This is a genomic window from Paraburkholderia sp. GAS38 (genome assembly GCF_050434965.1).
GTDB classification, from domain to species: Bacteria; Pseudomonadota; Gammaproteobacteria; order Burkholderiales; family Burkholderiaceae; genus Paraburkholderia; species Paraburkholderia phenazinium_A.
Genome location: NZ_JBNDJO010000001.1, coordinates 361,293 through 384,909 on the forward strand (window position 1 = coordinate 361,293; position 23,617 = coordinate 384,909).

Here is a 23,617-nt window from a genome sequence, read left to right on the forward strand (position 1 = left end):
CAGTCGTTCGGGATGGGGATTCAGGATCTGGAGCACGTCGGCCCGCTCGCCGACGTGCTCCAGCAGGAGGGCTATCGGGCGCTGGCGTCGTGGGCGCCTTCATCGCCGTGATGCGGGAGTTTGTGCGAGACCTCGTCGAGCTTGTCGCCGAGCACGCGCCGCACGACCACGTAGAACACGGGGATCAGCAGCAGCCCGAGGAAGGTCGCGAACAGCATGCCGCCGATCACGCCCGTGCCGATTTCGTGCCGCGACGAAGCCCCCGCGCCGGTCGAAATCACCAGCGGGAAGACACCCAGAATGAAGGCCATCGAGGTCATCAGGATCGGGCGCAGCCGCAGCTTGCCGGCGCTCAGCACGGCGTCGTAGAGCGTCATGCCCTTGGCCTGTCCCTCCACCGCGAACTCCACGATCAGGATCGCGTTCTTCGCCGCAAGGCCGATCACCGTCACGAGACCGATCTTGAAGTAAATGTCGTTAGGAATGCCGCGCATCAGGCAGAACGCCAGCATGCCGAGCATGCCCAGGGGCACCACGAGCAGGACGGCGACCGGGATCGACCAGCTCTCGTACAGTGCGGCAAGACATAGGAACACCACCACGATCGACAGGATCATCAGCAGCGTCGCCGAATTGCCGGCCAGAATTTCCTGGTACGACTGACCTGTCCAGTCCGCGGCGAAACCCGATGGCAGCGCGGTGTCGACGATATGCTGCAGGGTCTTCATGGCCTCGCCGGTCGAATAGCCCGGCGCCGGGTTGCCGACGATCTCGATGGCGGAGTAGCCGTTATAGCGCGGCAACGCGACCGGACCCACATCCCAGTGCGTCTTCACGACGCTGGACAGGGGGACCATGTTGTACGGACTGAGCGAGGTATTGCTCGCGGAGGGATTGACGGTGGTCAGATAGCCGCTGGTGTTGGTGGTATCGGCGTATGAGCTGGCCGCGCCGGTCGAGGCGCTGCTGATTCCGCTCGGCGTATAGATGTGCTGGAACGCATCCACGCCCATCCGGTAGGGCGCGTCGGCCTGCAGATACACCCGCTTGACACGCCCCCCATAGGTGAACTGATTCACATAGTACGGGGCCAGCTCCATCTGGATGGCGTTGTAGACATCGGTCAGCGAGAGCCCCATGGCCTGCGCGTGTACGCGATCGACGGACATCTCCAGTTGCGGTGCATCGGGCAACGAATTGGGACGAATGCCGTAAAGCGTCGTGTTTTTGGCGGCGTTGCCCAGCAGAATATGTTCAGCCTGCGCCAGTTGCGCGCGCGACTGGCCCGCGCGAGCCTGCAGGAACATATCGATGCCGCCGAACTGGCTCAGGCCGCGGATGGTGGGGAGATTGACGACGAAGACCTGCGCGTCGGGAATCCCGTGCAATATCCTGTTGGCTTGCGGAATCAGTTGCATCGCGGTTTCCGGGCGCTTGTCCCAGTCGGTCAACTGGATGAACGCCATGCCCACGTTTTCGCTATTGCCCACGAAGCTGAAACCTTCAATCTGGAACACGGCGGCAATGTCTTTGCTGATGGGACTATGCTTGAGCTTGTCCGAGACTTCGGCCATGGCCTGGTCGGTGCGCTGGATCGTGGCGCCTGTCGGCAGGTTGACGAGCGCGAGCATGAAACCCTGGTCCTCATCCGGGACAAAGCTGGTGGGCAGACGTGTGTACAGAAGACCTGCCAGCATAGCCAGCAGCACGAAGACAATCATCCAGCGCGGCGCGTGACGCACCGCACCGCCGATCTGGCGAATGTAGGTCTGGTTGATACGTTCGAGACCGCTGTCGAACCAGCGGAAGACGACGTTCTTATGCTCGTCGTGCGTCGGTCTGAGAATCGCCGCACACAGTGCCGGTGTGAACGACATGGCAAGGAAAGCCGAAACGATCATGGATACGGCGATCGTCAGGGCAAACTGCGCATAGATGATGCCGGTGGCGCCCGGTTGCAACGCCGACGGCACGAACACCGCAGCCAGCACGACGGTGATCGCAAGGATTGCGCCGGTAATCTGGCCCATTGCCTTGCGGGTGGCCTCCCGTGGTGGGAGACGCTCTTCCGTCATGATGCGCTCGACGTTCTCGATCACCACGATCGCATCGTCCACCACAATGCCGATGGCGAGCACCATGCCGAACAGCGTCAGCTGATTGAGCGTGTAGTGCAGCAGCGAGAGGCCGATAAAGGTGCCCAGCAACGCCACGGGAATGACGAGCGTTGGAATGATCGTGGCGCGCAGGTTCTGCAGGAAAATCAGCATCACCACGAAGACCAGCACGATGGCCTCGAGCAGCGTGCGGACCACGTCGGTGATCGAGGCGGTAATGAACGGCGTCGTGTCGTAAGGCACATCCCACTTGACGCCGGCGGGCAGATCCTTGGCGAGAATAGCCATCTCGGCCTTCACGGCCTTGGCGACCGCGAGGGCGTTGGCGCCGGGCAGCAGATACACGCCCATGCCGCCGGCGGCCTTGCCGTTGTAGACCGAGGCCGAGCCGTAGGTTTGCGCGCCGAAGGTGATGCGGGCAACGTCGCTCAGCCTGACCACAGTGCCGTTGCTATTGGTCAGCAGGATGATGTCGCGGAACTGCTTGAGCGAGGAAAACAGCGTATCGCCGGACACGGTCGCGGTAAACGTTTGCCCCTTGACGGCGGGATCGGCGCCGAGCGAACCCGTCGCGAACTGCGCGTTCTGCGCGCTGACGGCGTTGAGCACCTGGGTGGTGGACAGGCCGTAGCCCTGTAGCTTGTCCGGATTCAGCCAGATGCGCACGGCGTATTCCGAGCCGAGCATGAAGGTGTTGCCCACCCCATTGACCCGCGCGATGACCGGCTGGATCTGCGAAGCGATGATGTCGCTCAGGCGCGAGGCGTCGATGGCCGGATTGTTCGACTGCAGCGACACGAACATCAGGATGTCGGGACTCGCCTTGGCGACGACGACACCCTGCTGGGTGACCTGGGTCGGCAGCAGCGGCTGGGCCAGACTGACCTTGTTCTGCACCTGCACTTCCGCCGTATCCGGATTGGTGCCGGTCGCGAAGCTCAGCGTGATGGTGACGGTGCCGTTGGAGTTGGACGCCGAACTGAAGTACAGCAGGTTGTCGATGCCGGTGAGCTGCTGCTCGATCACCTGGGTCACGGTCGACTCCATGGTCGCCGCGCTGGCGCCAGGGTAGGTTGCCGTGACGGTGACTTCAGGCGGCGCGATGTCCGGGTAGGAATCGATGCCGAGATTGAGCATCGAAATCACGCCGAGGATACAGATCAGAATCGGGATCACCCAGGCAAAAACCGGGCGATCGATAAAAAAGCGGGGCATGGGGCGGCTTCCTTATTGTGCGTTGCCGGCGCTCTGCGCGCCTGCAGCAGGGGCAGAACCGCCTTGCGGCGAGGCTGCTGCCGGGGCGTGCCACGGGCTTGCCTTGACCTGGGCGCCCTCATGTGCGCCTTGCAGGCCTGAGACGATCACCTGCTCGCCGGCCGTGAGACCGCTGGTGACGATCCAGTCGGTGCCGGCGTTGTCGGTGGCGGTGACGTCCTTGCGCGCCACCTTGCCGCCGGCGTCGACGATCATTGCGTAGGCGCCGACCGTGTCGCGTTGCAGCGCCTCTTGCGGCACGAGGAAGACATCGTGCTGCTGGCCGAGGTTGACGTTCAGCGTCACGTACATGCCGGGCAACAACATGTGCTGGGCGTTCGGCACCCGCGCGCGCAGGTTGACGGCGTCGGTGGTCGCGTTGACGGTGACGTCGGAGAAATCCAGTACACCTGACTGATCGTACGGGGTGCCATCCGGCAAGACGATCTGCACCGTGGTCTGATCCTGCTGGGCGAGCGCGACATTGCCGCGGCGGTTCGCTTCCCGCAACGTCAGCAGATCCGCCGCGCTGATGGTGAAGTTCACGTAGAGCGGATCGATCTGGTTGACGGTCGTGAGGAGGGTGCCGCCGGAGCCGGCGTCGCTCGTGCTGCTGCCCACCACGGCGCCGACGGTCACCTGCTGCTGGCTGGCGACGCCGCCGATCGGCGAGGTCACTTTGGTATAGCCGAGGTTGACCCGCGCGCTGTCGACCAGCGCCTGGTCTGCCTTGACCTTGGCTGCGTCGGTGCGCACGGTCGCGTCGGCGTTGTCCACGGTCTGTTGCGACACGGAGCCGGCCGGCAACAGCTTGTGATAGCGCTCCGCGTTGACGCGGTCGTTCAACCAGGTAGCCTCGTCTTCGCCGAGCACGCCGAGGTCGTTGTTGAGCTGGGCCTGATAGTAGGCAGGGTCGATTTCGAACAGCACCTGGCCGGGCTTGACCTCGCTGCCTTCGGTGTAGACCCGCCTGAGCAGGACGCCGGAGACGCGCGCGGTGACGTTGGCGCTGAGGTAGGGCGCGAGCCGTCCGATCAGGGGGCGCGTGAGCGCAATGCTTTGCGGTTCGACAGTGACGACGCCGACCTGGGCGGGCGGCGGTGCCGGCGGCTGACCGTGACCGCTGCAGGCGGAAAGCGCGGCGAGTGCCGACAGCGCGAACAGGCCAAAGCACAACGTGTGATGTTTCATTGCGACAGGACTCCTGATGTTTGTTCCAACGGCTGCTGTGGGGAGGACGTATTGGCGCTTACCGCGGCGCCTTTTGCGTCATCCCACTGCCAGCCGCCGCCGAGATTCTTGACCAGCGTGACGCTGCTTTCGGCGAGCGAAGCCTGCGTGTCCTTCAGGTTCTGCTCGGCCTGTAACAGCGTGAGCTGCTGGGTGAGCAGGCTCTGCTCGCTGGCCGTGCCGGCCTGCAACTGGGCCTGTTCGCTCGCGAAGAGCTGGCGGTTGCGCTGGTAGATGTGGGCGAACGCCTGTTCCTGCTGCTGCAGATGGTTATACGAAGACAGACTGTCCTCGACGTTCTGGAACGCCGTCAGCACGGTTGCGCGGTAGGTCGCAACCTCTTCGTCGTAGGTGGCTTCGGCCTCGTGGACCGCCGCCGTGCGCGCGCCGCCATCGAAGATCGTCGCGGCCAGATCCGGGCCGAGCGTCCAGAAGCGGCTCGGCAGCGAGAACAGGTTCGCCAGTGTGTTGTGCTCGAAGCCGCCTTCCGCGGAAAGCGTCAGGGTCGGGAAGAAGGCCGCCTTGGCGACGCCGATCTTGGCGTTGGCCGCCGCCGCCGTGCGTTCCGCGTTGACCACGTCGTAGCGCCGTTCGAGCAGTTGCGAGGGGAATCCGAGCGGCACCTGGGGCGTGGCGAAGGCATAGTCGCGCTGCGGCGGCAGGGAGAAGCTGGCCGGCGGCGTGCCGATCAGCACGGCGATGGCATGCTCGTCCTGCTCGCGCGAGGTCTCGGTGGTTTGCAGGTCGGCAATCACGGCTTCCAGCGTGTCCTGTGCCGTGAGCACGTCGTCGTTCGACGCAGTGCCCTGCAGAAAACCGGCCCGCGTCATCTCCAGAATGCGGGCGTCGAGTTGTTGCTGCTGCTGGAGCGAATCGATGTCGATATCGGCCTGGCGCAGCGCGAAGTAGTCGGAGGCTACGCTCGCCGCGATCGACAGGCGCTCGCCGGCAAGCTGCGCGTCGCTCGCCTCGGCGCTGGCTTTGGCCGACTCGATCTCGCGCCGGACTTCGCCCCACAGGTCGAGCTCCCAACTCGCGGAGAGATCCGCGGTGGCGAGGTTGGTCACGCTGCCCGCGCCTGTCGTGCTGGCCCCGGCGCCGGTGCCGCTGCGCGATCCGGAGAGGCCCGCGCCGACGGTCGGAAAGAGGCTCGCGGTGTTGGCGTCGACCGTGGCTTTGGCGAGCCGGTAGGCGGCTTCCGCGGCGGCGATCGACTGATTCGCCTTGAGCGACTGCTCGATCAGATGAGACAGGGTGTCGTCGCGATAGTCGAGCCACCAGGTGCTCGAAATCGCACCTTGCGGGTTGGCCTGCGCGCGCTGCCAGTCGGCTCCTTCCTTGAAGGTGGCGGGAAGGTCCAGTGCGGGCCGGCGGTAATCGGGACCCACGGCGCAGGCCGCGATGCAGAGCGTGGCAACGAGGGCGCAGCCGAGCCGCAGGCTGCGCCCTGATGACCGCACCGGCTTGCGGCGGTGCGTGTCGGGCGATAAAACGGTCGGGCGCAAGAGGCGATCTTTGCGAATAGGACTACTTATCTTCGAAATAGAGCGCGCAAGTCGACCGGGTGGAAACAGGTTGCTCAAGTGAACTCCGTTTGGCCGTATACAAGACTTCGATGTCGTCCGGAAACGGATGAGCACCGCAGGGCTTTCGTGCTCGACATCGGGCGAGCGCAACGGCAGGGTGAGCGGGTCGTCTTGTCCGATGAACCGAACGCACGAGCACGTTAAATGAAATCGCGGCTGGATAAATTTCAGTTTGAAATAATCGGAAAAACGCGCTAATGCCGGCTTGCGCGAGGCCAGTTATGATCCGGTCATGTGATTGAATGGGCGGCCGGTGTGTCGCAAGACATGTCGTGGTGTTAAACAGGCCTGAAAGGAGCGTGTGCGTGGAGGGTGAAACGATTCAGGTTCTGCTGGTAGACGACGACGCCGGCCTGCGCGACCTGCTCAGAAAGTTCTTTCAGCAGCGCGGCATCGAGTTTTCGGTCCTGCATAACGCCACCAATCTGGCGAACCGGCTGGCACTGGAGCGGCCGTCGATCGTGGTGCTGGATGTGATGATGCCGGGCGTCGACGGACTGACCGCACTCAGGCAATTGCGCGAGATGGGCGATGCGATTCCCGTCATCATGCTGACGTCGCTCGCGGAAGACCTGGACCGGGTGGTCGGTCTCGAGTTCGGCGCCGACGACTATCTCGGCAAGCCGTTCACGCCGCTCGAATTGCTGGCGCGCATCAAGGCGGTGCTGCGCCGCCATTCGAGCCGGGCGCCGCTGGTTGCGAGCGGCCGCGCAACGTACCGCTTCGGCAGGTTCCGCCTGGATACGGCGGCGCGGGCCCTGTTCTGCGACGACAAGCGGATCAAGCTGACAGGCACGAACTACGCGCTGCTTGAAGTGCTGGTCACGCATCCGATGGAAACCTTGTCGCGCGCGAAGCTGCTCGATTTGCTGTACGGCCCGGATGTGGATATCACCGAGCGCGGCATGGACCTCTCGGTGTGGCGGCTGCGCAGACTGCTGGAGGAGGATCCGTCGCAACCTTGCGTGATCCAGACGGTACGCGGCGTGGGGTATATGTTCGTGCCGACCGACAGCGACGATGAAAAACCCGTTTAACACGATCTTCGGCCGCGCTGCGCTGATGACGACGAGCCTGCTGGTGCTGGCCTACATGGCGTCGCTCGTCGTGCTCGGCTTCGAAGCCAACGAGATACACGCCGAACATGCCTCCCGCGGCGTGCAGGTGGTCGAAGAGGCGCGGCGCGACAGTATCGAGGCGGCCCGGCACATTGCGGCGACGCTCGGCTCGACCTATCTGGATGCGGACGATGCGACGCCCGGTAACGAGCCGCCTTCGCCGCGGGACACGCACGGGTTCTACGAGAACGCGCTGCGCAAGAATTTGCCGCCGGGCAGTCAGGTCGTGCTGGCCGCGGATACGGGCACGGTCTGGGTCCGTTACGCCGGCGACACCCGCTGGCTGCGGATACCGGACGCCACCCTGACCAAGGGCCGCGTGCATACCGCGCTGGGATTGATGCTTGCACTGGCGATCCTGGTGGCGTTCCTCGGCGCATGGCAGGCGCAACGGCCGCTGCGCAGGCTGGCCACTGCGGCGCGCGAATTCCGTATCGGCGTCAGCACGCCGGTGGTGAAAGTGAGCGGCCCGCGCGAGGTGGCGGAACTCATCACCCGTTTCAATGAGATGATTCGCGAAATCAGCGAATACGAACAGGAGAGGGCGATGATGCTGGCGGGCGTCGCTCACGATTTGCGCACCCCGCTCACGCGCATGCAGGTGCGCGCAGACCTGCTGCCGGACGGCGCGGAACGGATCGGTTTTCTCGGCGACGTCGAATCGCTCGGCAGAATTGTCACGCAGTTCCTCGACTTCGTGCGCGACCGTGCGGACGGCTCGCCGCTTGTGTCTGTCGATGCCTTTTGCCAGAGTCAGTACGGCAGCGTTCCCCATGACGAGGACGCCGAAGACTCGCTGGTGAAACTCGATCTGCACGCGGGCGGCCAGTTCAGATTGCCGCTGGTCGATCTCGACCGCATTCTCGCCAACCTGCTGGAAAACGCCATGACGTATGGCGAGCCGCCTGTCGAAATCACCACGGTCGTGCAGCACGGCCTATATACGATGACGCTGCGCGACCACGGCCCCGGCATTCCCGACGATCAGCTTGACCACGCCATGCAGCCGTTCGTGCGTCTCGACACCGCTCGCGGCGGCGACGCCCATTGCGGCCTGGGACTCGCGATTGTGCGACGACTGGTACGCCGCAACGGCGGGACGCTGGGTGTCGCCAATGCGGCGGACGGTGGGTTGGTGGTGACGTTGGTTTTTCCGGATCGGATGGGGTGATCGGGTATCCCTACGTTTATCCGGCAACGTGACGTCCCGACGCGCGTTGCAAGTTGACGATAGCCGAACGTTTGCGAAGGGGTGGTTGGTGCCGGGCGGCGCTCCGTAATTCACGGGGCCAGGAATGGTTATCGCAGATTCAGGGGAAAGCAAGTTATTAATTCTTTCTTCGTAAGGAGATGCAGTTTGATTAACATCACTGCTCCGGTCCGCGATATCGACTACCCGTCCACTCAACTCCTCCCATCATGGGCAGTCCACCCGAATCCCCTCGCCTGATATCGCTCCCGGACAGCGAAAATAGCGCTATCTCCATCCGCGCCAAAGCCCTGGTCTTCGTCGATCCCGCCTCGGTCGAAATTCTGCGCGTCATCGAGCAGGTGGGACCCAGTTCGGCTTCGGTCCTGATTCTCGGCGAGACCGGGACGGGCAAGGAACTGGTGGCCCGTCACATTCATCATGTCAGCGGCCGCAGCGGCGCGTTCATCGCCATCAATTGCAGCGCCATCAATCCGCAACTGGCGGAGAGCGAACTGTTCGGCCATGAGGTGGGGGCGTTTACCGGGGCGCATAGCCGGCGTACCGGATACTTCGAAGAGGCCAACGGCGGCACGCTCTTTCTCGACGAAATAGGCGATCTCGCACCGGAACTGCAGGCCAAGCTGTTGCGGGTGCTGCAGGAGGGCGAAGTGACGCGTGTGGGGACGAACCGCGCCAGGCCTGTCGATGTTCGTGTGGTCGCGGCAACCAATGTCGATCTCGAACGCGCGGTACTGGCGGGCAACTTCCGCATGGACCTGTTCTACCGGATCAGCCTGGTACGGTTGAGGCTGCCGCCGTTGCGCGAGCGGCCGCAGGACCTGCTGCTGCTCGCCGAATACTTCCTCACCCGCTATTGCACCCAGTTGAAGCGACCGCAGCCCATGTTGTCCGAGGCGACGGTTCAGGCGCTGCAGGCGTATCCGTGGCCCGGCAATATCCGGGAACTGGAAAACGTCATTCATTTGGCCTTGCTGGTGTCGACCGGCAACCTGGTCCGTCCGGAGCATCTTCAGTTCTCCGAAGCGCTGGCAGGCTATGCGAAGCCCGCCGGCCACGGTGAAGGTCCGCCGCAAGCGGAAATCAAGGCCGGCGTACTTCGGCTGTTCCGTTCGCCTGGCGAGAACCTGCTGCGCGACATCGAAGAACTGGTGGTGTGCGAGGCCTATGCCTATTCCCGCTTCAGTCAGGTACGAACGGCCCAGCTCCTCGGTGTCACCCGTAATACGGTGCGCACTTTGCTGGTTCGACACGGTCTGCTGCAGGAAAGCCGCGCGGAATCCGCGTTGGACGAAGCCGAAGAATAGTCTTCGGCCATCCGATTCAAGTGGCGCTGCCTGTCGCTAGGCGGGGGACGCACGGGCCAGTTGCCGGGCGCGCGGCAAAACATGCTCGCCAACCCGGCTCGCCTCCTCGAGATTCGGATACGACGACAGCAGGAACGTATGAATGCCAAGCCGGCGATACTCGTCAAGCCGGGCCGCGACCTGATCGTAACTTCCCACCAGCGCGGTTGCCGCGCCGCCGCGGATCAGACCCACGCCAGCCCAAAGATTCGGATAGACCTCCAGCCTCCGCATGGACCGCTCCGTCGACAGGACACGGTGACTCAGTTCGGTCTGGCGCCGCTGTCCCACCGATTCGTAGGAGGCGAGTTGCCGCTGCGCATCGGCAAACATCTGCTCGGAGATGTCGTCCAGCAGTTGATCGGCGCGCGCCCAGGCTTCGCGTTCGGTCTCTCGCGCGATCACGTGAACCCGCAGACCAAAGCGAATCTGCCGCGCCAGTACGCCCGCTAGTGCACGGATCCGGTTGATCCGTTCGCGCACCATGTCCGGCGGCTCCCCCCACAAAAGGTAAGAGTCCGCCTGGCTCGAGGCGACCTGCTCGGCCAGGGCCGAGGCGCCGCCGACGTGCAGCCAGGGCGGCGTGTCGAGCGGCACGCCGGGGTGATTCGGGCTCAACGTATAGTGTTGTCCGGCAAAGCTCTGACCCGGGCCGAGCCACAAACGCTTCATGACGCGCAGGAACTCGCCGGTACGGCGATAGCGCTCGTCATGGTCGAGAAAATCGCCGACCGAACGTTGCTCGTAAGCACTCGATCCCGTCACGGCGAACAGTTGCAGACGACCCTGACACATCTGCTGCAGGGTCGCCGCCTTGCGCGCCACATGGACCGGCTGCTCGAGCCCCGGACGAAACGTCACGAGGAAGCGGATCCTTTGGGTTGTCCCTGCCAGCAACGCGGAGACCAGCCACGGATCCTCGAAGCCGGCAGCCGTCGGTACCAGCAGGCCGTCGAATGCCGCCGCCTCGGCCGCCAGCGCGACACGCCGCAGGTAGGCCGGTGTGGCCGGCCGATAGTCCCGCATGAAGTTGGCCGGACGAGGCAGGCCGCTATTGGCGAGATGCGGGCCATCGCCGTTGGTGGGCAGAAACCAGTTGAACTCGACTGTCACGGTTGACCTCGGATGACACCGCTCGGCATCGTCCCGGGACTTGCCTCGGGACCCTCGACCGATACAGCGTAAAAGCATTCGCGCGGGTTCGGCATGGCCGCGCCAAAGCGGCGCCAGGCATCGGCCAGGTCATGTCGAACGGCGGCCGGCGGGAAGCAGCGAAACAACAGGCCATCGCAGTGGCGGGCGGCTATCGCATACTCGTGCGCTGACTGCGGCAACCAGTAGACCGGAGGCATGGCCGCCGCCAGATCGGGAAGCTGCGCGTTCTCGACCTGGAAAAAGGTGCCGCGATATTGCAGCGGCACGCCTTGGCGTAAGGCCCGAAAGATAGTCAGGAACTCGACACACCGTTCGAGCCGCTGCGCATGGTTCAGATAGTCGCGTCCGGTATCGGTGGGCTCATCGAGTTCCATCTGCAGGATCAGGCGGCCCGCGCTTAGCGACTGCATACTCTGCGCAAGATGGGCGGCCACCACGGGCAGCATCGAGCCTACGCGCAGCCCAACCATCACGCGCAGATCGGGAATCTCGGCGGCGAGCGCCGCGGCCAGCATCCACGGGTCGGGCTCCTGCGGCTGGGTGGGCAACAGCACCGTGTCGACCCCCGCGGCTTGCGCGGCGCGCGCAAGCCCGATCCGGTCGGATAGCGCCAACGTGGCGCCGTCGTTCGTGGCAGCCAGTCGCAGAATGAGGTGCGGTGGAGTATGCGTCGCCAGCACGGGATCAGAACTTATAGGAAATACGCACGCCGATGGTTCTCGGCTCACCCACCGCCGCCACGCTATCGCCCGGCAGGAAGAAGTTCTTCGTCAAGTCGTACTGACGATTGAACAGGTTGCGCGCCCAGAACGTGAAGTCCCAATGTCCGCCCGGTGGCGTGACGGACACGCTCGCATTGACGAGCCAGTACGACTCGACGGTGTAACCCGGTCCGAGCAGCAGCAATTGCGAATACGTGTCGTGGAAGCTGTAGTTCGTCTCCGCGCGGAACCGGTACCCGTCGGTACGCCAGTTGTAGGACACTTGACCACCGTAGCTCAGGCGCGGAAAGCTCAGCGCCGTTCCCTGGTAATTGGTAAACACATTATGACCGGCCGCCGCCGATGCCTGCGTATCGTACGTGACAAACGGCGCAGTGTATTTACCTTCCTTGTAGCCTACGTATTGGGAGATCGTGAGTCCTGCAATCGGATCCCATTCGAGCTCGCTTTCGAAACCGTTGATCTCCGATTTGGGTGCGTTCACGAAAGTGCCGATCAGCGATTGCGAGTTGCTGTCGTACACCGCCGACAGCACCTGCTGGTCGCGGTAATCATAGTGGAACACTGACGTGTTCAGGCGCAAGCTGCGGTTCAGGTCGCTTTTGAAGCCGGCCTCGTAGGCGGTCAGCGTTTCCGGCTTGAACGGCGCAAGCGCATCGGAATCCGTCGTGTTGTGCGCTGTGAAGCCGCCGGACTTGTAGCCCCGGCTGATGGTCGCATAAAGCAGGGTCTTCGGCAGCAGGTTGTATTCGATGCCGATCTTGCCGGATGTCCCGTTCGAGGTGACCGACTGGTTCGGCGCGCTCGGACTATAAAACGGGCTGAACGACGAGTCCGTCACCGAGCCGGACTCGAAATTGGTCAGGTCGCGGGTTTCGTGTTCCTGGCGCAAGCCGAAGATGCCGTGCAGACGGCTTGTGATGTCGTAGGTCGCCTGGCCGTAGACCCCGAGTGTGTTGACCTGCTGGTCGTACGCGGTCAAGGCCATGATGCCGAGGCGATCGGTGAAGTCCGAGTAAAACTTCTCGTCGAGGCTGTCGTGAGAATAGAACGTGCCCGCTACCCAGTGCAGCCGAGATTGCGGATTGTTGGAGGACACGCGGAATTCCTGGGTAAATTCGTTGACCGTGTCGTTGAAGTACTCGTCCGAAGCGCTGTAGCTTGTAGCGTCCCAGTCGGCGTATTCGCGGCGGTGCAGGAAGTTGTAGGCGGTGATGCTGGTCAACTGAACCAGACCGAGGCTGTACGTGGCGGTCAGGCTGATGCCGTTGCTGTCGTTGTCGCGGCCGGGTTTGGCATCGGGCGAGATTCCAACCAGGTGGGCAAACGCCGGACTCAAACCCCAGCCCGTCGCCGTGTAGTTCGTATCGGCCGGCACCAGGACCTGGCCGGCCCCGCCGGACAACGACGTAAACGGCTGGATCAACGATAGCCCTTCGTTGTCCGACTTGTCGAAACCTGTATGGGCTTCAAGATGGAATTTCAGGTCGCGTGTCGCATCCCAGTCGAGTTGTCCGCGTACCGCCGCGGTGTCGTTGTTGCCAAGCGATTGACCGGTGGCACGATTGGTCTGCCAGGCGCCGAAGTCCGAGGTCGAAAAGGCCAGGCGTCCACGCAAGGTGTCGCTGATCGGCCCTGAAATATAACCCTCGTTGTTGAACAGATTGTGCGAGCCGTACTCGGTCGTGATGCCCGCCTCGAACTCGTTGGTCGGCTTGTTGGTAATGAAGTTGATCGTGCCGCCCGTCGTATTGCGGCCGTACAGCGTGCCCTGCGGACCGCGCAGCACCTCGACGCGATCGATGTCGAAGATCTGTCCTTGCGTCTGGATCGGCAAGGCGTAAGCCACGTCGTCGACATTGACGCCCACCGTCGACGAGTTGTTCGCGCTGTAGTCGATAAAGCCCACGCCGCGGATTCTGAATTGAGGCTGGCCACCGCCGAACGCCGGCTCGACCTCGACGCTGGCCGTGGCGTGCTGGAGATCGTTGACGTTGTTGACGTTCATGTCCTTCAGGTCGCGACCCGAGAGAACGGACACGGAAGCCCCCACATCCTGGGCGGACTGCTTGCGCCGCTCCGCCGTGATGGTGACGCTCTTTAGCGTGGCAACCGGTTTCTCCGCGCTCGCGCGTGATGCGCGAGTGGCCGGTACCGCGCTAGCGGCTTCCGCTTGCGATGCCGGCGGTGAACTTGTCTGTGCATGCGCGGCAAGCGGCAGCGTCAGCAGTGCGGATGCGCTGACCGATGCGCTCAATAATTTTTGTTTCATCTCAATCCCCGAGGAACACGCTGCGTGGGCCAGCGCAAACACACGGCATACGCCGCGTGAAGACATGACTGGCCCTGTTGTGATCCGGCTCGCACCGGAAAGGCGGGGGCACCTTATGCAACTGCTGTGCCAATTCATTTAAGGCCTACGGCACGGGGATTTTCTGCATCGCAAGCAGGGGCGATGCTGGATTCGCGATCATCCATGCAACCCGCCTGCTGACTTTCCAGCACAAGCGCGGCGCGCGATCACGTCTGCTGCTTTTCCAGCACATTGCGTGGAAAACAACGCGCGGCGTGCGACGGTATTCGTGCAAGCCCATGAAAAGCCGGGGAATGCAACGTTGGCTCGCGTCTTGCTCATGGGGATCCCGTTTGAATCCCGCTTCTCACTTCAGGATTTTCATGAGCACTGCTTCGTCATCCGATACGCCGCTGCACGCGTCCCTCCAGGCACCCGACGCGGAACCTCGCTCCGTGCAGCGCCGCCAGTTCATCGCAGCGGCAGCCGCCGCATTGGCACTCGAATACGCGCGACCTGTCCTCGCGGCAGCCAATTCGACGCAGCAGGCGGATGCCTCGACGCCAAAACACGGCGGCACGTTACTGCTGATCGCACAGCCGGAGCCGCCCTCGCTGATTAATGCACTGACGCCGCATGTGGCTTCGCAATACGTCGGCGGCAAGATCTTCCAGGGCCTGTTGACGTTCGATACCCAACTGAAACCGGTGCCCGTGCTTGCGAGCAGCTGGACCTCGTCGCCTGACGGACTGCATCATGTCTTCACCCTGCAGGAAGGCGTGCGCTGGCATGACGGCCAGCCCTTCGATGCCCAGGACGTCGTGTTCACGTTGAACGAGATTGCGCCGCAGGCATTGCCGCGCATGAAACTGACGGCGGCCAAATACTTCGAGTCGATCGAAGCAAAGGGCGCCGGGCAAGTGGAAATCCGCCTGAAGAAGCCGTATGGCGGCCTGTTCGATCTGCTCGGCAGCGGCTTGCTGCCGATCTTGCCGCGCCATCTGTATGCGGGCAAGGATGCGCGCAGCAATCCGGCTAACCAGCATCCGGTGGGGACGGGGCCGTTCGTGTTCAAGGAGTGGAAGCATGGCGCCTATATCCGGCTCGAACGCAACCCGAACTATTGGAAGAAGGGCCTGCCTTACCTTGACGGCATCGTCTACAACATTCTTCCGGATGCATCGGCACGGGCGATTGCGTTCGAGCAGAACAACGTTCATGCACTGCGTGCGGGCGACGTCGATTACGCCGACGTCAAGCGGCTCTCGAAGCTGCCCGGTGTCGAGTCCACCACCAGCGGCTGGGAGTTGTTCTCCGGCATGGCCTTCCTCGAACTGAACCAGCGCAAGCCGCCGTTCGACAACGTGCTGGTTCGTCAGGCCGTGCTGCATGCGCTGAATCGCCAGTTTATCGTCGACAACATTTTCTTCGGCTTTGGCAAGGTCGCGACGAGCTCGTTCATTTCGACCACGCCGTTCTACGACCCAAATACGCCGCAGTTTCCGTATGACCCCGACCGCGCGCGGGCGTTGATCCGGCAATCGGGTGTCGACGTCGGCAAGACCACGCTGACCCTGGTCAACGGCGAGAAGGGCGGGGCGTGGGAGCGGGTGGCGGAATATACGCAACAGGCACTGAATCAGGTGGGCTTCAAGATCCGGGTGGAAACCACCGATGCCGCGAGTTGGTACGCTCACGTGGCGAACTGGGATTTCGATTTGAGCTACAACTTCCTGTTTCAGAATGCCGACCCGGAGTTCGGGGTGGCGCCGCTATATCGCGCCGACGGCATCTCGAAGGGCTCGCCGTTCAATAACGCCGAGGGATACAACAACCCGAAGGTCGATGCGCTCTGGGATGCCGCTGCGCAATCCACCGATCCGCTCAAACGCAAGCAGATCTACGGAGAAATCCAGACGCAGCTCGCCAACGATGCGGCGATCGCCAACATCTTCGAGATGGTCAACCCGACGCTGTATCGCAGTAACGTGCATAACCTGCTGCGTACGGCGACCAGCCTGAACGACAGCCTCGACACTACGTGGATCGGTTAACCATGCGCGGCGTGGTCTTTCCTGTTCTGTCGCGGCTCGGCAAGGCGTTCCTCGTCGTGCTGGGCGTGGTGGTGGTGAACTTCTTTCTGATCCGGCTGGCCCCAGGCGACCCGGCAATGGTGCTGGCCGGTGATGCCGGCTCGGGCGACGCCGCCTATGTGGCTCACCTGCGCGATGCCCTGGGTTTGAGCCGGCCGCTTGCCGAGCAGTTTTTCGTGTATCTCCGCAATCTGGCGTACCTCGACTTCGGCTACTCCTACCGCAGCCAGGAGCCCGTGTTGACGCTGGTGCTCGAGCGACTGCCCGCGACCCTGCTATTGATGGCGGCCGCGTTCGCCGTTTCGCTGGCAGGCGGCGTAGCGGCGGGCTTGATCGCCGCTTACGGCGAAACCCGCGATAACCGGTGGCAACGCTGGTTATCGCGCGGCATCAGCGCCGGCTCGTTGCTGATCTATGCCACGCCGCTGTTCTGGCTCTCGCTGATGTTACTGATCGTGTTTTCGGTGGTACTCGGCTGGCTACCTTCCTTCGGCATGGAAACCGTCGCGGCCGGCTATACGGGCTGGCGGCACCTTGTCGACGTCACCGCGCATCTCGCCTTGCCCGCGCTGTCGCTCGGCGCCGTGTACGGCACGGTCTACGTTCAGTTGACCCGTGCGGCCGTGCTGGATGTGATCGGCCTCGAGTTCGTCAAGACGGCACGTGCCAAGGGCGTCCCCGAGCGTCGCGTGCTGTTCGCGCACGTTCTGCGCAATGCACTGCTGCCGGTGATCTCGTTCGGCGGCATTCAGTTGGGACAGCTTGCAGGCGGCGCCCTGATTACCGAAACGGTGTTCGCGTGGCCCGGTCTGGGTAGCCTGATGTTCGACTCGCTGTTGCAACGCGACTACCCGGTTCTGTTAGGCATCCTGATCGTGGTGTCGGCGCTGGTCGTGGTGTTCAACGTGTTGACCGATCTGCTCTACCGGTTGGCCGATCCCCGCATTGCAGCTGGGGTAGCAGCATGACGCGACTCTTCTGGCGCCGGTTTCTAGGTGCACCCCGGACGCGGGCCGGCATGGCCGTGCTTGCCGTGCTCGTCGTACTTGCGTTGATCGCTCCGTGGTTCGGCACCTCGCCATGGAACATGGTTGCCGCACCTCTGATCGATCCGCTTACGCAGTGGCATCATCCGCTGGGCACGGACATGCTGGGCCGCGATGTCCTGACCGGACTGGTCTGGAGTACGCGTGCGTCGCTGGCGGTCGGTCTTGCAGCGACTGCCGCCACCTTGATGATCGGCGCGGTAATCGGTGTGCTCGCCGGCTGGTTCGGCGGGTGGCTCGACGATCTGTTGATGCGGGTCACCGAACTCTTTCAGACGATCCCCCAGTTCGCGCTTGCCGTGGTGATCGCGGCCGTACTAGGCGCCTCGCTGAATTCGACGGTCGCCGCTATTGCGATCGTCTCGTGGCCGGTCGTCGCACGGGTCGTGCGGGGCGAGTTTCTGAGCCTGGCGCAGCGTGAGTTCATTCTGGCGGCCCACATGGTCGGACAGCGTCCGTTCACAATCGTCTTCAGACAACTGCTTCCCCATGCGCTTTCCCCCGTCGCGGTCCTTGGCTCCCTGATGGTCGGCAACGCGATCCTGACCGAATCGGCGTTGTCGTTTCTGGGTCTTGGAGATCCGGGTTTGATGAGCTGGGGTTTCATGATCGGCGCCGCGCGCAACATGATTCGCGAACACTGGTGGCTCAGCGTGTGGCCTGGGCTTGCGATCGTGGTGACGGTCCTCGCCATCAATCTGGTTGGCGAGGGATTGCGGCAAGCGCTTGCGGTGTCGCAACCTACGTGGCGGGGTGGTCGATGAGCATGGACATCAAGGCGCCCCTGCTGTCGATTGAGCACTTGACGCTGGCCTTACCCGGCGGGGCCGACCGTCCTCATGCCGTGCGAGATATTTCGTTGAAGCTTGAGCATGGCGAGGTGTTGTGCCTCGTCGGCGAATCGGGATCGGGCAAATCCATGCTCGCCGGCGCGGTAACGGGACTCCTTCCGCATGGCGCGCACCGGCAGACCGGACGTATCGTGTTTCGCGGCGAAGACCTCACGCAACGTAGCGCGTCGGCCATGCGCGAAATCCGCGGGCGTGACATCTCCATGATCTTTCAGGAGCCGATGTCGGCGCTCAACCCGTTGCAGACGATCGGCAGTCAGATCGAAGAGACGATGCGCGTGCATGGTGTACTGGCAAGACGGCACGAGAGAAGTGCCCGCGCCGCGCGCGTCGTGGAGCTGCTTGAACTCGTCGGTCTTCCGCAACCGGAACGGCTGCGGCACGCGTACCCGTTCTCGCTGTCGGGCGGCCAACGGCAGCGCGTCCTGATTGCGATTGCGCTCGTCCTCGAACCCTCGCTGCTGATTGCCGATGAACCGACCACCGCACTCGACGTCACGACCCAGGCCAAAATCCTTGAACTGATCAGGCAGGTTCAACGAAAAAGGCACATGGGGATCCTGTTTATCACGCACGATTTCGGCGTGGTGGCCGAGATCGCGGATCGTGTCGCGGTGCTGGAGCGAGGCGTGCTGGTCGAGTATGGCGAGGCGCATCAAGTGCTGAATCATCCGCGCCATCCGTATACGCGCCAGTTGATCGACGCCATCCCGCATGGACGTTTCCATGGCCGCCCCATTGCTGACGACATACCCGTGTTACTGGATGTGCAAGGCCTGAAGAAAGCTTATCCGGCACGAGAGGCGTCGTCCTTTGCCTTCTGGCGACAACGCGCAACGGTACCCGCGCTCAGCGACGTGAGCTTTACGCTGCGCCGTGGCGAAACGCTTGGCGTCGTGGGCGAATCCGGATCGGGAAAGTCGACGCTGGCCCGGGCGTTACTGCGCTTTAGCCGCTTGGAAAGCGGACATATCCGCTTCGAAGGACAGGACTTCGCCCATCTGGCAAACAAGACGCTGCGCCCGTTGCGCCGCCACATCCAGATGGTGTTTCAGGATCCGGTTGCCTCGTTGAACAGCAAGCAAACGGTAGGGCAGATCATTGCTGCGGGTCCGATTGCGTATGGCGTCCCGCCTGCGCAAGCCCATCGCGATGCGCGCGACCTGTTGACCCTGATCGGCCTTCCCGAACAGGCCGCCGAGCGCTATCCGCATCAATTCTCCGGCGGACAGCGGCAACGCATCAGCATCGCGCGCGCACTCGCGCTCGAACCGAAGATTCTGGTAGCCGACGAGGCCGTATCGGGTCTCGACGTCTCGGTGCAGGCCCATGTGCTGGAACTTCTGCAAACGATCCAGCAGAAGATGGGGATGGCGCTCATCTTCATCACGCACGATCTGCGCGTCGCCGCTCAAATCTGTCACCGTATTGTCGTGATGCGTGCCGGACAGATCGTCGAGACAGGGGAAGTCGCGCAGATTCTCGAATCACCCCAGCACCCGTACACACAGCAGTTGATCGGCGCCATACCGGGCAGACAGTCGCAACGGGGTGAGCGCACGAATGCCGCGACGGAGCGCGCCTGCTCCGTCGTCACACTGGATGAACAGAGAATACGATGAGCAATGCCTTCGACGAGAATCTGCTGACCGCGAACGTGGTAACCGGAACGGACATTGAAATCCGTCCCGGACGCGTACTCAATCTCACGAGCCACGAAGCGCACTCCGGTTCGCCGCATGCCGGTAGCGTGGTGTTTCTGGCGCACGGCGGAGGAGGGAATAAAAACCAGTGGCGTTATCAATGGACCTACCTGGTCGAGGCGGGCTACAACGTCGTCGCATGGGACTTCCTTGGGCACGGCGCCAGCCCACGGCCACCCGCCAACACGCCGCTGGCGTATCAGGGCGAGCAGACGCTACTCGATTACCTCGCCATTTTCGATCGCTATAAGCGCGCCCACAACGTGCTGGCCGGACACTCGCTGGGTACGCGAAGCACGCTTGGTGTGTTGCAAAGACTTGCGGCGCAACAACGGCTAGCGGAAGTGAACGCTGTCCTGCTGCTCGGCACGCAACTGGCCGCGCCTTCTCTCGGTGGCCTGCTGAATCTGCCCGCGTGGCTGTTCAGCCTGCTAAAGCCGGTGTTGGCAAAGCGGTTCCGTCGCCTCGCCTGGCATCCCGATAGCAATCCTGTTCTGATCGACTACGAAAGCCGGATATCCGACAGAAATTCGACGGCTGTGATGCAGGCGGTGATACGCGGCGCGTGGCAGGTCGATCCGGCCCAGCTCGATGCACTGCGCTTGCCCATCGCTATCGTGTCGGGAGACCGTGACGGACTCACGCCGGCGGCCGGCGCCCGAGCCCTGGCTGAGAAGCTGCCGCAGGCAAGCTTCATCGAGCTGAAAGACTGCGGCCATCAGATCATGCTCGAGAAGCCTGACCAGGTGAACCAGGCGCTGCACGATCTTCTTGCCGTGCGGCAGCCGGCCTAGCGCGTGCTGTCCTCACGCGGCTCCGCTTCACTCAAGTGAAGCTGCGGAGCCGCGAATCGGTGAGCCGTTAGATCGGTTAGATCGCGTTGAACGCAAAGTTTCCGGCGCCGCAGACACTCGCGTAGTGCTGCCGGGTGCGTTCGGTCGGCCTCACCGCAATCCGCTCGGCAAGGAGCGCACGGGTCAGGCTGAGTTGCCCGGCGCGCTCGGCCGCGGCAATGAGCGTTTGCGTGATGAGATCCCGCTGCGCGTGGCTGCCGCCGATGCGATACGCGTGGTAGCGCACCGGCACAATGAGCTCGACGGCGCGAGCGTATTCGCCTGCGGCAAAGGCCAATACGCCGTCGATCAGGCGACGACCCACCTCAGCCATCACTCTGTGGCTGTCTCCCTGGCCTTCACGCTTATAAAGCTCAAGCGAGCGGCGCAGGCGTTCGATATCCAGCGGGTTGCCGGCCCGCGCAACCGCGAGCGCAATATGCAGGTCGTTGAAGACCAGCACGTGATCGTCGACATGGGTCAGCCATTGCGCGGCCACGGCGCCCCAGCGATCTCCCACATCGGCCCCCGCCAGTTCCAGGCGCCAGAGCAGGGCGGAGGCATCGACGAGATCGAGCAGGAAGTCGCCTGGCAGTTTCGGCGCCACGTACTGATCGTAGTCGGTCAGCACCTTGTCGAAGCGTTCTTCCTCAATCAGATACAGGGCGAGATGCCAGCCATTGTGGACGGCGAGCGCATGGGCGCGACGCCAGGACGGCCGGCCCGCCTGCAGGAACGCAATGCCCTCGGCCTGGCGGCTTTCCGTTTCCAGCACGTGTGCCACGGCATGAATCGCCCAACCGTCTTCGGCATTGCGTGCAATGGCGGCGTGAGCGATTTTTTCCGCGCGCCGCAGTTCGCCCGCTTCCTCGAGGCCGAACGCATACTGTCCGAGGATATAGCCGTAGTTTTCGCCTTGCGGGTCCCAGTGCGGCAGAACCCGCGCAATGGAATCGCGGATGCTGACCGATTGACCGAGGCAGAAGTAAGCGTCGTGAGCAAAGCGCAAGGCGAGCGCGTCGGTCGGATGGTCGACGAGGATGCTTTCCCAAAGATCGATCGCGCCGGCGATGCCACCTGCGGCCAAGGTCTTCACGGCGGCGAGGTGGCGGGTTTCGCGCGACGTTGCGCCGGCGCCGGCACGCTCGGCTGCGGCGAGGGCGGTGGCAACGCGCGGGTGGTCGGCACGAAATCCGCCCAGCAAAAACAGCGAAGCGATCGCGCTGCTGCCCAGACTGAAGTCGGGATCTTCATTCACCGCGTCCTGCAACCGGCCGACCGGGTCGCCCTTCCAGCCGAAGTAGTCCGAGATGGCGTGGTCGAGCGCTACGGCGGATTCTGCCGCTCCTGTCACCTGCAGGCCCTGGGCGTCCGTGACCATCAGAAGTGCGGAAGGATCGATACGAAATGCTGCAGGACGCCGCCGGCATATCCCGTGAAGACGGACAGCAGCGAGCCATCGACCGTGCCGGAAATTTCCCTGTGGAGGCAGGCCAGAACGGCAGCGACCAGCAGCACGGTGCTGACCTGCCTAACGGAAACGCGATGCGGGTCCGATGGCGTGGTGGTGCTTTCCGTCGCGTCGTCGAGCGCGCTATGAGGGTGGTAGCCGATTCCCTTCATGGGTGGTCCGTAGGTGGGTTTCAACCTGTCGAGTGTCCGCAATCGCGCGACCGTACCGAACTAATCTTTTCGCATATGCATAGCAGTGCCACGTCTTTGGAATTTCACCACGAAGCGCGCCGAAGCGGCCGCCGGGCCTTGATTCGTTTTCCGAAAACCAATCCATAAAAGCTTCTTTGCGCTTCCTTATCGAGGCCGCTAGATTCATTGAAGCAACAATGAATCGACGGAGGCGGTATGGCCACACATTCAGCGGCACTTTTCTGGGACGGCGTTCGACATCCTGTGCGCAGTGTCTTGCAGCGCCTGTCGAAACGCGCGCCGGTTGCGTCTGATTCGTCCGCGGAGCGCGCGGCCGACGCGGCCTATCGCTGTCAATCTCCCGAGCGGCTCGAACGCATTGCGGCCTACGCACGCTGCGGTTATTTCCACATGGAATACACTGCCGGCATGTTCGTCGTACCGCTCGATATTCCACCGGAGCGATTCTGGCGATGACGACGATGCATAGGAGAACACGATGACTGAAGCGGTTGGGCAAAACCACGCGCGCAAGCGTCTCGCGTGGGTTGCGGGAGTCGGGGCGAGCGCCGGACTCGGAGCGGCGCTGGCGCGCCGCTTCGCGCGCGAGGGCCTTGGCGTCGCGGTGACAGGGCGTTCGCGCGACCGGCTTGATGCCGTCGTGGATGAAATTCGCGCCGCGGGCGGCGCTGCTTTCGCAGCCCCTGGCGACGTCACCAGCGAGAGCGACCTGACTGCCATTGCACGGCAACTCGCCGGGACGGGTACGCTCGAAGCGGCGATTTTCAATGCCGCCGGTGCGACGCGCGCCGCGACGCTCGAACTGAGCGCGGAGCAGTTTGAGGCGGCATGGCGCGTCACGACCCTGGGCGGCTTTCTGTTCGCGCGAGCGGCATTGCCCGCCCTGCTGGCCACGGGCCGAGGTTCGCTGTTATTCACGGGCGCCACCGCGTCGTTGCGCGGCCGTCCGCCGTTTGCCGCGTTCGCGTCCGCCAAAGCCGGTCTGCGCTCGCTAACGCAGAGCCTCGCGCGCGAGTTCGGGCCACGGAATATCCACGTCGCGCATGTGGTGGTCGATGGCGGTATCGACGGCGAACGCTTGCGGACGTCCTCGCCACAGCGCGTGGCCGAACGGGGACCGGACGGTCTGCTGAATCCCGACGAGATTGCCGACGCCTACTGGCATCTCCATCAACAGGGGCGCAGCGCATGGTCGCAGGAGATCGATCTGCGGCCGTTTAACGAATCGTTTTAAGGTGACGACAGGAATTCTTTTGACAGGTTGGTGAAAGAACCGGTCATTGAAGTACCGCATTGACGTACCGGTGCGTCTGGCTTAGCTCGCCTGCAGACGAAAAATCCCTCAAGCCTCGGCCTTCTCGTGCCGTTAGCACGGCATACGTATCCATAAAACGG

18 protein-coding genes are annotated in these 23,617 nt (G+C 63.2%); 10 read left to right on the plus strand and 8 right to left on the minus strand.

Annotated features, from left to right (window positions below; genetic code table 11):
• Positions 1-71: 71 nt before the first annotated feature.
• The 3 genes from P3T42_RS01515 to P3T42_RS01525 are packed head-to-tail and all read right to left on the minus strand — an operon-like array spanning position 72 to position 6,106.
• Positions 72-3,332, minus strand: coding sequence for an efflux RND transporter permease subunit (locus P3T42_RS01515; RefSeq protein WP_429304968.1), 3,261 nt, complete (start codon positions 3,330-3,332; stop codon positions 72-74).
• Positions 3,333-3,344: 12 nt separating this feature from the next.
• Positions 3,345-4,562, minus strand: coding sequence for an efflux RND transporter periplasmic adaptor subunit (locus P3T42_RS01520; protein ID WP_429304969.1), 1,218 nt, complete (start codon positions 4,560-4,562; stop codon positions 3,345-3,347).
• Positions 4,559-6,106, minus strand: a complete 1,548-nt coding sequence (locus P3T42_RS01525; RefSeq protein ID WP_429304970.1) for an efflux transporter outer membrane subunit — start codon at positions 6,104-6,106, stop codon at positions 4,559-4,561. Before P3T42_RS01525 ends, P3T42_RS01520 begins: the two co-directional genes overlap by 4 nt.
• Before the next feature lie 386 nt (positions 6,107-6,492).
• On the opposite strand from P3T42_RS01525, the gene P3T42_RS01530 reads away from it, so the two are divergent.
• The 3 genes from P3T42_RS01530 (at position 6,493) to P3T42_RS01540 (ending at position 9,822) form a co-directional block, all read left to right on the plus strand.
• Entirely contained in the window at positions 6,493-7,224 is a 732-nt protein-coding gene (locus P3T42_RS01530) for a response regulator (protein ID WP_429304971.1), read from the plus strand.
• The gene (locus P3T42_RS01535) at positions 7,208-8,476 is read left to right on the plus strand and encodes an ATP-binding protein (protein ID WP_429304972.1); all 1,269 of its coding nucleotides are present in this window, start codon (positions 7,208-7,210) and stop codon (positions 8,474-8,476) included. The genes P3T42_RS01530 and P3T42_RS01535 overlap by 17 nt, the downstream gene beginning before the upstream one ends.
• Positions 8,477-8,724: 248 nt before the next feature.
• Positions 8,725-9,822, plus strand: a complete 1,098-nt coding sequence (locus tag P3T42_RS01540) for a sigma-54 interaction domain-containing protein (RefSeq protein WP_074299135.1) — start codon at positions 8,725-8,727, stop codon at positions 9,820-9,822.
• Between the two features lie 36 nt (positions 9,823-9,858).
• Here P3T42_RS01540 and P3T42_RS01545 read toward each other — a convergent pair whose 3' ends face one another.
• From P3T42_RS01545 to P3T42_RS01555, 3 genes are all read right to left on the minus strand, one after another.
• Positions 9,859-10,974 carry an LLM class flavin-dependent oxidoreductase gene (locus P3T42_RS01545; protein ID WP_074299133.1) on the minus strand — a complete coding sequence of 372 codons (1,116 nt, stop codon included), beginning with the start codon at positions 10,972-10,974 and terminating at the stop codon, positions 9,859-9,861.
• Complete coding sequence (locus P3T42_RS01550; protein ID WP_429304973.1) at positions 10,971-11,630, minus strand: LLM class flavin-dependent oxidoreductase; 660 nt, start codon at positions 11,628-11,630, stop codon at positions 10,971-10,973. The genes P3T42_RS01545 and P3T42_RS01550 overlap by 4 nt, the downstream gene beginning before the upstream one ends.
• 70 nt (positions 11,631-11,700) lie before the next feature.
• The gene (locus P3T42_RS01555; protein WP_074299129.1) at positions 11,701-14,010 is read right to left on the minus strand and encodes a TonB-dependent receptor; all 2,310 of its coding nucleotides are present in this window, start codon (positions 14,008-14,010) and stop codon (positions 11,701-11,703) included.
• Positions 14,011-14,414: 404 nt separating this feature from the next.
• On the opposite strand from P3T42_RS01555, the gene P3T42_RS01560 reads away from it, so the two are divergent.
• The 5 genes from P3T42_RS01560 to P3T42_RS01580 are packed head-to-tail and all read left to right on the plus strand — an operon-like array spanning position 14,415 to position 20,518.
• A complete protein-coding gene (locus P3T42_RS01560) occupies positions 14,415-16,085 on the plus strand; it encodes an ABC transporter substrate-binding protein (protein WP_083640544.1) in 1,671 nt (556 codons plus the stop codon).
• 2 nt (positions 16,086-16,087) lie between these two features.
• On the plus strand, positions 16,088-17,092 hold the full coding sequence (locus P3T42_RS01565) for an ABC transporter permease (protein ID WP_074299127.1): 1,005 nt from the start codon (positions 16,088-16,090) through the stop codon (positions 17,090-17,092).
• Positions 17,089-17,934, plus strand: a complete 846-nt coding sequence (locus P3T42_RS01570) for an ABC transporter permease (RefSeq protein ID WP_429304974.1) — start codon at positions 17,089-17,091, stop codon at positions 17,932-17,934. The genes P3T42_RS01565 and P3T42_RS01570 overlap by 4 nt, the downstream gene beginning before the upstream one ends.
• Before the next feature lie 2 nt (positions 17,935-17,936).
• On the plus strand, positions 17,937-19,643 hold the full coding sequence (locus P3T42_RS01575; RefSeq protein ID WP_429305249.1) for an ABC transporter ATP-binding protein: 1,707 nt from the start codon (positions 17,937-17,939) through the stop codon (positions 19,641-19,643).
• A complete protein-coding gene (locus tag P3T42_RS01580) occupies positions 19,640-20,518 on the plus strand; it encodes an alpha/beta fold hydrolase (RefSeq protein ID WP_429304975.1) in 879 nt (292 codons plus the stop codon). Before P3T42_RS01575 ends, P3T42_RS01580 begins: the two co-directional genes overlap by 4 nt.
• 76 nt (positions 20,519-20,594) lie before the next feature.
• On the opposite strand, the gene P3T42_RS01585 is transcribed toward P3T42_RS01580, so the two are convergent.
• On the minus strand, positions 20,595-21,938 hold the full coding sequence (locus P3T42_RS01585; protein WP_429304976.1) for a tetratricopeptide repeat protein: 1,344 nt from the start codon (positions 21,936-21,938) through the stop codon (positions 20,595-20,597).
• Positions 21,938-22,180, minus strand: coding sequence for a hypothetical protein (locus tag P3T42_RS01590; RefSeq protein ID WP_429304977.1), 243 nt, complete (start codon positions 22,178-22,180; stop codon positions 21,938-21,940). The genes P3T42_RS01585 and P3T42_RS01590 overlap by 1 nt, the downstream gene beginning before the upstream one ends.
• Positions 22,181-22,417: 237 nt before the next feature.
• On the opposite strand from P3T42_RS01590, the gene P3T42_RS01595 reads away from it, so the two are divergent.
• Both P3T42_RS01595 and P3T42_RS01600 read left to right on the plus strand, forming a co-directional pair.
• Positions 22,418-22,678: a hypothetical protein gene (locus P3T42_RS01595; protein ID WP_429304978.1), complete on the plus strand. Its 261-nt coding sequence runs from the start codon at positions 22,418-22,420 to the stop codon at positions 22,676-22,678.
• A gap of 22 nt (positions 22,679-22,700) precedes the next feature.
• Positions 22,701-23,456, plus strand: a complete 756-nt coding sequence (locus P3T42_RS01600) for an SDR family NAD(P)-dependent oxidoreductase (protein WP_429304979.1) — start codon at positions 22,701-22,703, stop codon at positions 23,454-23,456.
• Positions 23,457-23,617 lie beyond the last annotated feature (161 nt).